Genomic DNA, 14,022 nt, shown 5'->3' on the forward strand with positions numbered 1-14,022 from the left:
ATGGGGAAAACAAAACATAAGGGGCCTATTAAGCTTAATAAAAAACCCTCACCAAAGCTATGGGCCTCTTTTGCGCCTATGGGACTTGGAAAAGTAAAGCCGAAACACATTCGAGATACGATGAAAGTGGCTTGGGAGAACAAGGATAATCTCCCCTATGCATATCGCATTTTAACGCAAGGCGTGTGTGACGGCTGTGCCCTTGGTGTTTCAGGGCTATATGACCAAACGCTCGCAGGACCTCATATATGCACCACAAGACTAAATGTACTTCGTCTTAATACAATGCCAGCTATTGATCCAAAATGGTTTGAAGACATTCAACAGCTCAAACAAATGGACAGCACTACTCTCCGCAAACTTGGCCGTATCCCTTATCCACTGATTCGAAAAAAAGGTGACAATGCCTTTACACGTATTTCCTGGGATGATGCATTAGATCAAATCGCAGCTAAAATCAAATCAATTGATAAACGACAGCTCGCTTTCTATTTAACAGCTAGAGGAATTACAAATGAAGTCTATTATACCGCTGCGAAGGCAGCTCGCTTTATCGGGACAAATCATATTGATAATGCGTCTCGCATTTGTCATTCACCGAGCAAAACCGCTCTTAAGCGATCCCTTGGGATAGGAGCCTCCAGCTGTAATTACAACGATTGGATCGGAACAGATGTCTTAATTTTTTGGGGATCTGTCGCAGCAAACAATCAGCCCGTTTCCACTAAATATATGTATGCGGCGAAAAAGAAAGGAACCAAAATTATTGTCATCAATCCGTACAAAGAGCCTGCCATGGAAAAGTACTGGGTTCCCTCTATTCCAGAAAGTGCTTTATTCGGCACAAAAATCGCGGATGATTTCTATCAAGTCAATATAGGCGGCGATATTGCGTTTATGAATGGTGTCATCAAACATTGGTTTGACATGGAGCAGCACGCGCCCCATTCCGCTCTTGATCATGAATTTATTCAAGCCCATACTACCGGCATACAGGATTTACAGCAGCATGTCGCACAGTTGAAATGGGAAGACCTTGAAGCATCATCAGGCTTATCAAAAGAAAGAATGAAGGAATTTGCGATCCTTCTTGCCAATGCCAATTCAGGCGTTTTCATTTGGAGCATGGGTCTTACTCAGCACCGCTTTGCAACTGATAATATATCACAGGTTGCCAACCTTGCTATGTTACGTGGGTTTATTGGCAGGAAACATTGTGGTGTCATGCCAATTCGCGGGCATAGCGGTGTTCAAGGTTCTGGTGAAATGGGTGCTGACCCGTTTGTTTTGCCGGGCAGTGATTTTGATGAAGAGAATATTGAAAGAATCGAAAAGATTTGGGGGTTTGACATTCCGAAATGGCATGGTGACACCATTGGGCAATCCTTTGAGAAAATGGCTCTCCCAAAAGAACATCCGCAAAAACTCAAAATGCTGTTTACGAGCGGCGGGAACTTTTTAGAAACGATGCCAAATCCAGATGCGATCGAAAAAGCATTATCTGAGCTTGAACTCCGTGTCCATCAAGATATCATTTTGAATACCTCTACGCTAGTAGAGGCAGAAGAGACGGTAATTATTCTCCCTGCTATGACAAGATATGAGCAGCCAGGCGGCGGTACTTCCACTAGTACGGAACGCATGGTATATTTCAGTCCAGAAATTGAAGGACCTCGGATTGAGGAAGCCAGAGCAGAATGGGATATTTATATGGATCTTGCAAAAAGAGTACGTCCACAAGATGCTGAGCTGATTCATTTCGAAACGGCTGAAGACATTCGCCGTGAGATTGCGATCGCAAATCGAAACTACGATGGCATCCAGCATTTACGTCATAAAGGAGACGTTTTCCAATGGGGAGGTGCCTGGCTATGTGAAGACGGAGAGTGTCCAACACCGGATGGCAAAGGACATCTTCTTCCTGCCCAGCTGCCTCAATACCGAAAAACCGAGGGACATTTTAATATTACGACAAGAAGAGGAAAGCAATTCAACTCTATGATCTATAGTGAAAAGGATGCCTTTAATGGTGGGAAGCGTCATTCCATCTTGATGAATGAAGAAGATGCTAAAGAGCTTTATGTCAAAGAAGGTGATCCAGTTGTTTTGTTTAATCAGTATGGATCCTACCAAGGAGTCGCTCAATTTGGGGAGTTGAAACGTGGCAATATCGCTGTTTACTGGCCTGAAGGGAACGTTTTAATTCCAAAGGGTGTGTATGAGAGCTACTCACAGATTCCCGAATATAATACGGCGGCCATATTAGAAAAAGCCGAAACCTTTCATGCAAGAAAAGACCAGCACTACGTGGAGAAACGAATTGATGAATTAGAAACCACCTTGAATTGATCTTCAACTAAAAAACAGCTGGGGAAAACAATCCCCAGCTCCCATTCATATCCTACTGACTAAAAGTGCTCGCTGCATTTTGTAGAATGTAATTCAATTCTTCGGCATTTGCAGCCGGTTGATATTGTCCACCGCCTGCTTTTGCAACAGACTTTAGACTTCTGGCTTCTTTTTCATTCACGTCAAAGCCAATGATATTAACAATGGTGTCAATTCCGCCTTCATGTAATTCCTTTGCTGCTTGTGAAGGGCTTCCTCCACAAGTTTCTTGACCATCGCTGACGACGTAGACAATATTTTTCCCTTCAGCCTGGTGATCTTCAAAATCTTGCTTCGTATCTGTTAATGCTTTTGCAAGTGGTGTCCATCCGGTTGGCTTATACACATTCAGCGCTTGCTGAAATGTTGATGACTCATATGATCCAAATCCAAAAACGGCTTCAGAGCTTTCACAAGAAATTGCTTTTCCAGCATTTTTATTGGTTCCTTCATGACCAAACACACGAAGAAGAACTTGTGTATCATCTGATAAAATACTTGCGAAGCTTTGAATAGAACGTTTGGCGATATCGATTTTCTTTTCGCCTTCAACTGATTGCGCCATGCTGCCGCTTAGATCGAGTAATATCACCACATGAGCCGGCTCCTGTTTTTTTGTCACAGCATGAGCTGGTGAAGAAAGAAGCAGGACAAGACTAGCCAAAATGGTTAATACAATATTGCGTTTCATTCATAAAAACCTCCCTTTTTACATTTGTACAGAAAAAGAGAAACGAAAGCATACATCAATCGTTTCCCTTTTGTTCAGCAAGTTATTCGTGTAGTTTTAATGATTCTGCTGACAGGATAGAACCCATTTCTTTACCAGTGCTTGCTTGGTAGTAATGGCCTTTACCAGCTTTGGCTACTTGCTTTAATTGACCTTCATAGCCATCGTTAAAGTCTAATCCAATGACATTAACAACAGTCGAGCCTTTTGAGTTATGCAATTCTTTTGCTACTTTTACTGGATCCCCGCCACAAGTTTCTTCGCCATCAGTGATGAGGTACACAATATGTTTTGTTCCATTATTAAGCTGTTCATCCGCTTGCTTTGCATGTTCAAGAGCACGAGCAATCGGTGTCCAGCCATTTGGTCCAAGTCCGTTTAAAGAGTTTTCAAAGCTTTCTTTTTCGTAAGGCTGTACGCCATAAACGCCTCTAATGACTTCACATGATTGAGCTTTACCTGAATTTTTGTTGTTTCCTTCAGAGCCAAACAAGCTCATACGAATTTTAGCGTCTTTTGGAAGTGACTGAGCAAATTTAAATACCTCTTGTTTTGCGAGGTCAAATTTGCGTTCTCCCTCTACTTTTCTTGCCATGCTTCCACTTGCATCAAGTAAGATGGTGACTCTTACATCTTTGTTATGTTTTTTGACTGTAGATGCTTTTGCAAATACTGGTGAAGAGATTGACATAGATAATGTCAATACAGCTAAGGTTACGAGTGTAAATACTTTTTTCAACATCATTTTTTCCTTCCTCCCTATGTATTAAATTGAAACATCTTAATCGTAAAATATTCTGCCTTGGAATGGTATAGGACTCGGTCCCTTTTTCTCTTTCATCAAAATCACTAAAAATCTGTCAGTTGTCTAGATACATTCACCCAACACATCATTTTTTCTTTTGATTTCTCCTTCTTTCGAGGGGCTTTGTATCGGCCATCGGTTCTTGTCGGGACGTAAATGTTTAAGATTTCCTGAGGTGCGTCTTAAGTCGCAAATTGACACATTCTGTTCAAACCTCTTGGAACACACAAAAAAGATGCCCCCATTTTGAGGCACCTTTGCTTTATTTTTTAGCCATATACGTGTTAAGAAAACGATCAGCTGATTCAATTTGAATCCCTTTATAATAATGTTTCACGATAGCATCTACTTTTTTGCCTGACTGTGCCATATAATGCGCACCGTACTGACTCATTCCAACACCATGGCCATACCCCTTTGTCGTGATGATAATTTGCTGGCCCTGTCGTTCCCATGTAAAGTCCGCTGAGTGAAGCCCTAATGACTCTCGAATGTCTCTGCCTGTCAGTGTTTTACCGTTTATTACGGCTTTCGCCACTTGATTTCCAGGTGTCCTTTCTACTATCTGTCCTACCTGAGCCTGCTGAGTGAGCGTCACACCTAATTTTTGCTGAAATTCACTAACTGGGATGGTTTTCTTGTTTTGAAATTTTGGCGATTTTTCGTCCCATTTACTTGAAACACTTTTCAAATATGGAATTTCATTTTTCCAATAAGCTTCGGCATTTTCCGTTTTCCCATTACTTGTTGAAAAGAATGAGGCATCAATTGGTTTCTCGTCATAAGTGAGCACTTTTCCTTGTGTGCTGGCGACAGCTTCTGTGACTTTTTTTAACTTCCAATTGTACGCTTTTCCCCAAATTTTCTTGAGTTCCTGCTTGTTTTTATACACTTGGAACATTTGGGTATCATCTACAAGAGAGCCCTTTGGTGATTTGACGGTCTTATCGATGATCATTTGTCTGACGATATACGTTCTTGCGGCGAGTGCCTGTGCCTTAAGTGCTTCCATCTCAAAATCAGCTGGCATTTCAGATGCTACGACACCAATCACATACTCTTCTAAGGGGATGTTTTCTACCTGCTGATGAGCTGAACGATAGACGGGGATAGCGACGGGTGATTGCTTCAATTTGACTGTACCCTTTACTTCTTTTTTAACTGATGGCTCCGCTGATACATGCTGGCTTGCCTCCGGTTTCCCTTGAAACGTCGGCAACACAAGTAAAGTTGGAATCATTAAAATAATGATGCATATTCCTGCGATTGTCCATATCATTGGTTTCATATTTGGCTGCCCCCATTTGTCATTGAATCTCTTTTATCCTATGGGCGGGGACAAGCTAATATGACAGCTTCTTTCATTCAGTGGACAAGTCTTTTGATGAAGATAAGAGGCTCTTTATCAACTGATTTTACTGTTCGTCTTTATGAATAAAATTTAAGATGGTTGGATACACTAGTGATAAGCTTTTAAAATAAAGCATTCTATGATTCTAAAAAAAAATCAGCATGCCCAATGGACACACTGATTTCTTTATGATTACGCGTTCAGATCTGATACAACTTGTTCTTGTGTCACATCTGCTGTTTCATCATTTACTCTTTCAATATCTGCACCGATTGCTGCAAGCTTCTGGTGGAAGTTCACATAACCACGATCGATATGCTTCAACTCAGTGACACGTGTATGACCTTCTGCTACTAATCCAGCAAGTACAAGTGCTGCTCCTGCTCTTAAATCAGTCGCTGACACTTCAGCACCTTGAAGTTGAACCGGCCCGTTGATAATGACAGAGCGACCCTCAATTTTAATATCACCATTCATACGGCGGAATTCTTCTGCATGCATAAAGCGGTTTTCAAATACCGTTTCTGTGATCATGCTTGTTCCGTTCGCACGAAGCAATAGCGCCATCATCTGAGATTGCATATCCGTTGGGAAACCAGGATGTGGCATTGTTTTTAGATCGATTGGCTTGAGCTCAGATGGTCCAATGACTCTTAAACCTTCTTCTTCTTCAATGATCTGAATACCCATTTCTTCCATTTTTGCTACAAGTGATGTCATGTGCTCCGGCACTGCGCCTTTCACAAGAACATTTCCTTCTGTAATGGCTGCTGCCACCATGAAAGTACCTGCTTCAATTCTGTCAGGGATGATGTTGTGTTTTGCACCGTGAAGTGTTTCCACACCTTCGATTTTGATTGTACCAGTACCAGCTCCGCGAACCTTACCGCCCATGGCATTGATGTAGTTTGCCAAATCAACAATTTCAGGTTCTTTTGCTACGTTTTCTAAAATCGTTGTTCCTTCAGCTAATGCTGCTGCCATAATGATGTTTTCAGTTGCGCCAACACTTGGGAAATCCAAATAGATTTTCGCACCTTTTAAACGGCCTTGAACTTCAGCCTCGATGAAACCATTTCCTACTTGAATTTTAGCTCCCATTGCTTCAAAGCCTTTTAAATGCTGGTCAATTGGTCTTGAACCAATCGCACAGCCTCCAGGTAATGCAACTCTTGCATGACCTGTTCTTGCTAAAAGTGGTCCCATGACGAGCACAGACGCTCGCATTTTACGGACATACTCAAACGGAGCCTCAGTTTCTAGTGCATGAGATGCATCCACTGATACTTCGTTATTTTCAAAATGTACTTCTGCTCCTAAATGACGTAACACTTCATTGATTGTATATACATCGGAGAGCGTAGGTACATCACAAATTACGCTTTTTTCTGTACTTGCTAACAAAGATGCAGCGATAACTGGTAAAACGGCATTTTTTGCTCCTTCTACTTTAACTGTGCCGTTTAACTTTTGACCGCCGCGGACGATGATTTTTTCCAAGGTCTTCCCCTCCGCGTCCCAAATTCTCTATATTAATATTCAGTCGTTACGATTGGTGTGCCAACCGTAATCGTATGATTTTCGTTCATTTCCGAACTTCTGATGGCAATTTGAACATTCATTTTATCATTTGAAGTCATAATGAACTGTTCCCACTTATCTGTGTAAGCGGAAAGCGACACAAAATTAGACTCAACGAGATACTCAACTGGTTTTGCTTGAAATTCATTTGCTAACATTTCAGCCTTTTTTTGCAAAACAACATCCATCATACCATTTACATGACCATCGAGACAAGTAAAAATTACAAATTTCTCTTGTAATATGCTTTTTGCATGACGTACGAACTGATCATATGTATGCTTCCAGGTATTCAGTGGGCGAGCACCTTTTTGCTCATATAATAAATACGACTTTTGATTGGATTTTGTGTCGGTCTTCACGAGTAAAATTTTCGATAATGTATCATTTTTTTCATCTTTGTAAATTCCTGTGACTTTGGTGACATGTTTTTCTTCTTTTTCGGTCCACTCATACTGTCGTAGTTCGTCTCTCAAACGTTTCACTTTTTTTGAAAATTGTTCGGATGAAATGTCTACATTTGTTTTGGCGTGAAGAGTCCATCCATCTACTTCAATTTGCTGGTTTTTTAGACCTTCTGCTATTTGGACGAGCGGAGAAGATTCTTCCGCACGAACACCTTGAATCATCAGAACAAAAAAAAGAATAAACGCAAATAATGGCCAACCTTTTACATACTTTCTCACTTGTCATTCCCCCTTGCTACAAGTGTTGCCGCAAGGAGGTCTATGCATACGTGGAAAAGTCATCAAAGGCCATACTTTTGACACTTCTTTTTACGTTCCCGCATAAGACAGTGACCAAACCTTTTATGTTAGAACATATAAGGTATTTGTTTGGAGAAATTTAAGTAATCAAGGAAGAAATTGCTGACTGCAGATGCAATAGCAATGGTAATGAGCATCATCAGCAATCTTGCCTGAATGATTTTCCCTTTTTTAATCAGTGGGTCAATATTAACGGCAAGCAATGCCCACCATGTAATCGCAATAAAAAACAGGTGGATCACAATACTAACAATTGCTTGTTGTCCTACGTCTTCCATACAGTTGAATCCTCCTTATATTTATTTCTGTAAAGGAAAACTCCCTTTCATTATATCCTCGAAAATCGGAAAGATGAATCATTTGGAAAAAAGAGCTACATTTAGAGTAAATCCCCTCTTATCCTGGTGCCAAGGAGATGATATACTGCGTGTGGAAGGAGCTGAACATATTGAAAGATTCTTTTCCTGACTTTGTTGATTTGTACGGAGAACTGGTTCCCTCATTTGATCATGAATGGGAGGCCATTGCTTTCTACTTTGATTATAGACAGACACAGCTAGAAGAATTGGCGCAATTGTGTCATTTTCATAACATTTCTTTGGATTATTCTGAGGAGAGCCTGTATCAGTTAGAAACACTTTACTTTGATGCATTTACCAAGCAGTTGTTTGCTGAGTGGAAAATGCCAATAGATGCATTAGAAGCGATGATGAGTGTATATATGGGAGAGGTTGTCCTCCGTCATCATTCTGATGCTGACTGGGTGGTACGTCCTTATATGGACTCTCCGCATCAATATACGCTGGGTTTGCGCCGGCACAATAAAACGTGGCATAGTACGCAGTTTTGCGAGCACTTATATCTTGAAAAACAGGATTCTCACCCGTATGTGTCAATGTACCAATCCCTCATGTCATTCTAAAAAAAATCCTTCTTATCATTGTGATAAGAAGGATTTTCTGTTTTATTTCCCTGCTACATTTAAACGGTTTAATGCCCGTTTTAATGCGAGTTCCGCCCGGCGTACATCACTTTCATTCGGGTGGTTCAAATGCTCTTCAGCACGCTGTTTCGCTGATTTCGCACGATCGACATCAACTTTTTCTGATGTTTCAGCGGCCTGAGCAAGAATGGTTACTTGTTCAGGGCGGACTTCAACAAATCCGCCACTGACTGCAACCAATTCAGTTGATCCACTATGTTTTAAGCGAACTGCACCGATTTTTAGCGGAGCAACCATTGGAACGTGGCCAGCTAAAATACCAAGCTCACCGCTTTCTGCTCTGACACTGACCATTTCCACATCCGCTTGATACACTGGGCCGTCGGGAGTAACGATATTGACTTGAACGGTCTTCATGCTTTTACCCTCCTAAGGACCAGATTAGGCCTCTACACCCATCTCTTTGGCTTTTTCAACCACTTCTTCAATGCGTCCAACTAAGCGGAATGCATCTTCTGGAAGGTGATCGTATTTACCAGATAAGATTTCCTTGAAGCCTTTAACAGTTTCTTTCAATGGCACGTAAGAACCTTTTTGGCCAGTGAACTGCTCTGCTACGTGGAAGTTTTGAGATAGGAAGAATTGAACACGACGCGCTCTGTGTACCACAAGCTTATCGTCCTCTGATAATTCATCCATACCTAAAATGGCAATGATATCTTGTAGTTCTTTATAACGCTGCAATGTTTGCTGCACTTCACGCGCAATGGCATAGTGCTCTTCGCCAACGATCTCAGGTGCAAGTGCACGAGATGTTGAAGCAAGAGGATCAACCGCTGGGTAAATACCCATTTCAGTCAGCTTACGCTCAAGGTTTGTCGTTGCATCAAGGTGAGCGAACGTTGTTGCTGGAGCTGGATCCGTGTAGTCATCCGCAGGTACATAGATCGCTTGAATCGATGTAACCGATCCTACGTTTGTAGACGTGATACGCTCTTGCAGCTGACCCATTTCTGTTGCAAGTGTCGGCTGATAACCTACCGCTGAAGGCATACGTCCAAGAAGGGCTGATACTTCAGAACCTGCTTGTGTAAAGCGATAGATGTTATCGATGAAGAACAATACGTCTTGACCTAGTTCATCACGGAAATGCTCTGCCATTGTCAAACCAGTTAGGGCAACACGCATACGTGCACCTGGTGGCTCGTTCATTTGACCGAAGACCATGGCTGTTTTTTCGATAACGCCAGAATCTTTCATTTCGTAGTAAAGGTCGTTTCCTTCACGTGTACGCTCTCCAACACCAGCGAATACAGAAATACCGCCGTGTTCTTGTGCGATGTTGTTGATCAATTCTTGAATCAGAACGGTTTTACCTACACCGGCTCCACCGAATAGACCGATCTTTCCGCCCTTGATGTAAGGAGCTAGAAGGTCAACAACTTTAATACCCGTTTCAAGAATTTCAACTTCTGTAGAAAGTTGATCAAAAGAAGGCGCTTGTCTGTGGATTGGATCTCTTTGAGCTTCCACACCAAGTGGCTCATCTAAGTCAATATTATCTCCCAGTACGTTGAATACGCGTCCAAGTGTTACGTTACCAACTGGTACTGAAATTGGTTTTCCAAGGTCTACAGCTTCCATACCGCGCTTCACACCATCTGTTGATGCCATTGCGATGGTTCTGACTGTATTATCACCTAAATGTAGTGCTACTTCTAAAGTTAAGTCGATCGTAACTTCACTTTCACTTTCCGCTTTATGCGAAACTCTGATCGCATTATAAATCTCAGGCAAGTGACCGTCTTCAAAATGAACGTCTACGACTGGTCCCATGATCTGACTGATGCGTCCTGTTTTCATTGCATTCCCTCCTGACAATTATTTCTATTCTAAGGCAGCTGCTCCGCCGACAATTTCTGTAATCTCTTGTGTAATCGCTGCTTGACGAGCACGGTTGTAAGAGAGTGTCAGGCCGTCGATCAATTCTTTCGCGTTGTCTGTTGCACTCTTCATTGCTGTCATTCTTGCAGCATGTTCACTTGCTTTGCTGTCAAGAAGCGCACCGAAAATCAAACTCTCTGCATATTGAGGAAGGAGAACTTCAAGAATTTCTTCTTCAGAAGGCTCAAACTCATAAGATGCGGAACGTTTATTGGGTGTCGCTGCGGCCGAAATGTCCGTTAGCGGCAATAATTTCTTCTCTGTTACTTCTTGTGAAATGGCACTGACAAAGTGGTTGTAGAACATGTAAAGTTCGTCAAACGCTTCATCAGAGAACATTTGAACTGTACTGCTTGCTAATTCTTTAATATCAGCAAACGCTACTTCGTCTCCCAGCCCTGTGACTTCAGAAATAACTGGAATACCGCGCTTTTTGAAGAAGTCGCGTCCGATTTTACCAATCACAATCACCGCATATTCATCAGCGGATTGATGACGAGATTGAATGGTTTGGTAAGCGGCACGCAAAATCGAGCTGTTAAAAGGTCCTGCAAGTCCTCGATCAGATGTAATGACGAGATACCCTGTTTTCTTGACAGGTCTTGAAAGAAGCATTGGGTGCTTAGCACTTGTTCCAGTTGCGATTGCAGCAACGACTTCCTGGATTTTTTCCATGTAGGGAACAAAAGACTTCGCATTGTTTTCAGCACGATTCAGTTTCGCAGCTGATACCATTTGCATCGCTTTTGTGATCTGACTCGATTTTTTCGTTGACGTGATCCTTGACTTTATATCGCGTAATGAGGCCAAAGATTTCACCACCTTTTTTCAGGAATCCGTGTTCATTTACGTGAAAAGAGAGAAAAAGAGAATCTTTTTCTCTCGGAAAGATTACTAATTAGTTGCTTGGTGCAAACGTACGTTTAAAGCCTTCGATTGCTGTATTCCACTCTTCATCAGCAGGCATGTTTCCTGTTTGAGAGATCGTGTCAAACAAGCCTTTATGGTTTTCTTCAATGTACATGAATAACTCAGCTTCGAAACGTTTGACATCAGCAATCGCGACATCGTCTAAGTATCCTCTTGTAAGTGCATAAAGAATCGCTACTTGTTTTTCAACTTTAAGCGGTTTGTTCAAGTCTTGTTTTAAGACTTCAACTGTTCTAGCACCACGGTTTAATTTTGCTTGAGTCGCTTGGTCTAGATCAGATCCAAATTGAGCGAATGCTTCAAGCTCACGATAAGAAGCAAGATCCAGACGAAGTGTACCTGCTACCTTTTTCATCGCTTTGATTTGTGCAGAACCACCTACACGGGATACAGACAATCCTGCGTTTACTGCTGGACGTACGCCTGAGAAGAAGAGGTCAGATTGTAAGAAAATCTGTCCATCTGTGATTGAAATAACGTTTGTTGGGATATATGCAGAGATATCGCCAGCTTGCGTTTCTACGAAAGGCAATGCTGTGATAGAACCGCCACCCTTTTCGTCACTAAGCTTCGCTGCACGCTCTAATAAACGAGAGTGAAGATAGAAAACATCACCAGGGAATGCCTCACGACCTGGAGGACGACGAAGCAATAATGAAAGCTCACGGTAAGCTGCCGCTTGTTTAGAAAGGTCATCATATACAACAAGTACGTGCTTGCCGTTATACATGAATTCCTCACCCATCGTTACACCTGCATAAGGAGCAAGGTAAAGAAGTGGGGCTGGCTGTGATGCAGAAGCTGTGACTACAATTGTGTAATCAAGCGCACCATGCTTACGAAGTGTTTCAACAACACCACGAACCGTTGATTCCTTTTGTCCGATTGCTACATAAATACAGATCATGTCTTGATCTTTTTGGTTTAGGATCGTATCAATTGCAACAGATGTTTTACCTGTTTGACGGTCACCAATGATCAATTCACGCTGTCCGCGTCCGATTGGAATCAAGGCATCAATTGCTTTAATCCCTGTTTGAAGCGGCTCATGAACAGATTTACGATCCATAACGCCTGGTGCTTCACTTTCGATTGGACGAGTTTTGCTTGTTAAAATTGGACCTAGTCCATCAACAGGCTGACCAAGTGGGTTCACAATACGTCCGATTAACTCTTCACCAACTGGAACCTCCATGATACGACCTGTACGTTTTACATCGTCACCTTCGCGGATATCTTTGTAAGGTCCTAAAATAACGATACCTACGTTAGACTCCTCAAGGTTTTGAGCCATACCCATTACACCGTTAGAGAACTCAACCAGCTCTCCTGCCATAATGTTGTCAAGGCCATGTACACGCGCGATACCGTCCCCTACTTGGATGACTGTACCGACATCTTTTACTTCAATTTCAGATTGATAGTTTTGGATTTGCTGCTTTATCAGCGCGCTAATCTCTTCAGCTTTGATACTCACTAAGGTTTCACCCCTTCTAACGATTTTCGCCTGCAAGCTGACGTTCAATGCGGGAAAGCTTTCCGCTGACACTGCCGTCATAAATGCGGTTTCCGATACGGATTTTCACTCCGCCTATTAGATCCTTGTCAATCACATTTTCAACACGCAGTGATGTGACTCCGGCTTTTTTGGCAAATACTTCAGATAAAGATTGAATTTCAGCACCGCTCAGCGGTTTCACTGAATACACGATCGCATCGTCTATTTGTTTCGTGCGGTTTGCCAGTTTCACAAACTCAGACGTCATTTCAGAGAAAATATTCGTGCGTCCGCGGTCAATCAATAAATACATTGTGTGCAATACATGTGTCGAAACACCTTTGAAAGCTTCTGCAATCAAATGTTTCTTTTTGTCTGCCGTAATCTTTGGATGAACAAGAAAGTCATTCAATTCTTGGTCAACCTTTAGAACTTTTTTGATCTCATTCAGCTCTTTTTCAGTTTCGTCTACTGCCGAAGAAGCAAGAACGATGTCAAAAAGAGCAGAAGCGTAACGCTTAGAGACAATAGTCACGCTCATCGGCTTTCGCCTGCCTCTTTAAGATACTCTTGAATCAATTTCTCTTGTGCTTGCTCATCAAGTTCTCTTTCAATCACTTTAGATGCAATAAGTACAGATAGTGATGCAACCTGCTCGCGCAGTGCAGCCACAGCTTGTTCTTTTTCTTTCACGATTTCAGTTCTAGCAGACTCTTTCAAGCGCTCTGACTCTTGACGTGCTGCTTGAATGATCTCTTCTTTTTGTTTCTCACCAATCTTTTTCGCATTTTCGATGAGTGTATGTGATTCTTCGCGTGCTTCTTTCAATAAGACACGTTGTTCTTCAAGAAGCTTTTCAGCTTGAACGTGCTTTTGTTCAGCACTTGAAATTTCATTTCCTATATAATCTTCACGCTGTTTCATAATCCCTAATAAAGGCTTAAGCGCAAATTTCTTTAAAAGTGCAAGCAAGATGAGCATAGCGATCAGCTGGAATATCATATCCCCGGCGTTGAAACTTAAGCCACCTGCTCCTAAAACCACTGGTAACTGAGACATTTAGTACGGCAACTCCCTTCTTTAAA

The 14,022-nt window shown here is 42.0% G+C and carries 14 protein-coding genes; 2 read left to right on the top strand and 12 right to left on the bottom strand.

The window, feature by feature from the left end:
- Positions 1-2,349 (top strand): FdhF/YdeP family oxidoreductase, encoded by a 2,349-nt coding sequence (locus MHH54_RS16820; protein WP_003215255.1) that lies wholly within the window; start codon positions 1-3, stop codon positions 2,347-2,349.
- A 52-nt stretch (positions 2,350-2,401) separates the two neighbouring features.
- Here MHH54_RS16820 and MHH54_RS16825 read toward each other — a convergent pair whose 3' ends face one another.
- The 6 genes from MHH54_RS16825 to MHH54_RS16850 all read right to left on the bottom strand — a co-directional run bounded on the left by MHH54_RS16825 (position 2,402) and on the right by MHH54_RS16850 (position 7,900).
- Positions 2,402-3,079 (bottom strand): VWA domain-containing protein, encoded by a 678-nt coding sequence (locus MHH54_RS16825; RefSeq protein WP_003214574.1) that lies wholly within the window; start codon positions 3,077-3,079, stop codon positions 2,402-2,404.
- Between the two features lie 82 nt (positions 3,080-3,161).
- The gene (locus MHH54_RS16830; protein WP_080984771.1) at positions 3,162-3,860 is read right to left on the bottom strand and encodes a VWA domain-containing protein; all 699 of its coding nucleotides are present in this window, start codon (positions 3,858-3,860) and stop codon (positions 3,162-3,164) included.
- Positions 3,861-4,185: 325 nt separating this feature from the next.
- Positions 4,186-5,211, bottom strand: coding sequence for a stage II sporulation protein D (spoIID, locus tag MHH54_RS16835; RefSeq protein WP_044140138.1), 1,026 nt, complete (start codon positions 5,209-5,211; stop codon positions 4,186-4,188).
- Positions 5,212-5,466: 255 nt separating this feature from the next.
- On the bottom strand, positions 5,467-6,774 hold the full coding sequence (gene murA / locus MHH54_RS16840) for a UDP-N-acetylglucosamine 1-carboxyvinyltransferase (protein WP_003214862.1): 1,308 nt from the start codon (positions 6,772-6,774) through the stop codon (positions 5,467-5,469).
- 32 nt (positions 6,775-6,806) lie between these two features.
- Complete coding sequence (locus MHH54_RS16845) at positions 6,807-7,541, bottom strand: YwmB family TATA-box binding protein (protein WP_106029540.1); 735 nt, start codon at positions 7,539-7,541, stop codon at positions 6,807-6,809.
- Between the two features lie 128 nt (positions 7,542-7,669).
- Positions 7,670-7,900: a DUF1146 family protein gene (locus tag MHH54_RS16850; protein ID WP_003214947.1), complete on the bottom strand. Its 231-nt coding sequence runs from the start codon at positions 7,898-7,900 to the stop codon at positions 7,670-7,672.
- Positions 7,901-8,070: 170 nt separating this feature from the next.
- Between MHH54_RS16850 and MHH54_RS16855 the strand changes: the two genes are divergently transcribed.
- On the top strand, positions 8,071-8,544 hold the full coding sequence (locus tag MHH54_RS16855) for a hypothetical protein (RefSeq protein ID WP_034620330.1): 474 nt from the start codon (positions 8,071-8,073) through the stop codon (positions 8,542-8,544).
- Between the two features lie 42 nt (positions 8,545-8,586).
- On the opposite strand, the gene MHH54_RS16860 is transcribed toward MHH54_RS16855, so the two are convergent.
- From MHH54_RS16860 to atpF, 6 genes are all read right to left on the bottom strand, one after another.
- On the bottom strand, positions 8,587-8,982 hold the full coding sequence (locus tag MHH54_RS16860) for a F0F1 ATP synthase subunit epsilon (protein WP_050944437.1): 396 nt from the start codon (positions 8,980-8,982) through the stop codon (positions 8,587-8,589).
- A 24-nt stretch (positions 8,983-9,006) separates the two neighbouring features.
- Positions 9,007-10,428: a F0F1 ATP synthase subunit beta gene (gene atpD / locus MHH54_RS16865; RefSeq protein WP_034660283.1), complete on the bottom strand. Its 1,422-nt coding sequence runs from the start codon at positions 10,426-10,428 to the stop codon at positions 9,007-9,009.
- A 24-nt stretch (positions 10,429-10,452) separates the two neighbouring features.
- Positions 10,453-11,319: a F0F1 ATP synthase subunit gamma gene (locus MHH54_RS16870; RefSeq protein ID WP_003214656.1), complete on the bottom strand. Its 867-nt coding sequence runs from the start codon at positions 11,317-11,319 to the stop codon at positions 10,453-10,455.
- A gap of 88 nt (positions 11,320-11,407) precedes the next feature.
- Complete coding sequence (gene atpA, locus MHH54_RS16875; protein WP_003214775.1) at positions 11,408-12,916, bottom strand: F0F1 ATP synthase subunit alpha; 1,509 nt, start codon at positions 12,914-12,916, stop codon at positions 11,408-11,410.
- 16 nt (positions 12,917-12,932) lie between these two features.
- Positions 12,933-13,478: a F0F1 ATP synthase subunit delta gene (locus MHH54_RS16880; RefSeq protein WP_106029539.1), complete on the bottom strand. Its 546-nt coding sequence runs from the start codon at positions 13,476-13,478 to the stop codon at positions 12,933-12,935.
- Entirely contained in the window at positions 13,475-13,996 is a 522-nt protein-coding gene (gene atpF, locus MHH54_RS16885) for a F0F1 ATP synthase subunit B (protein ID WP_003214532.1), read from the bottom strand. The genes MHH54_RS16880 and atpF overlap by 4 nt, the downstream gene beginning before the upstream one ends.
- Between the last annotated feature and the right edge of the window lie 26 nt (positions 13,997-14,022).

The organism is Bacillus sp. FSL K6-4563 (assembly GCF_038630405.1).
GTDB lineage: Bacteria > Bacillota > Bacilli > Bacillales > Bacillaceae > Bacillus > Bacillus pumilus.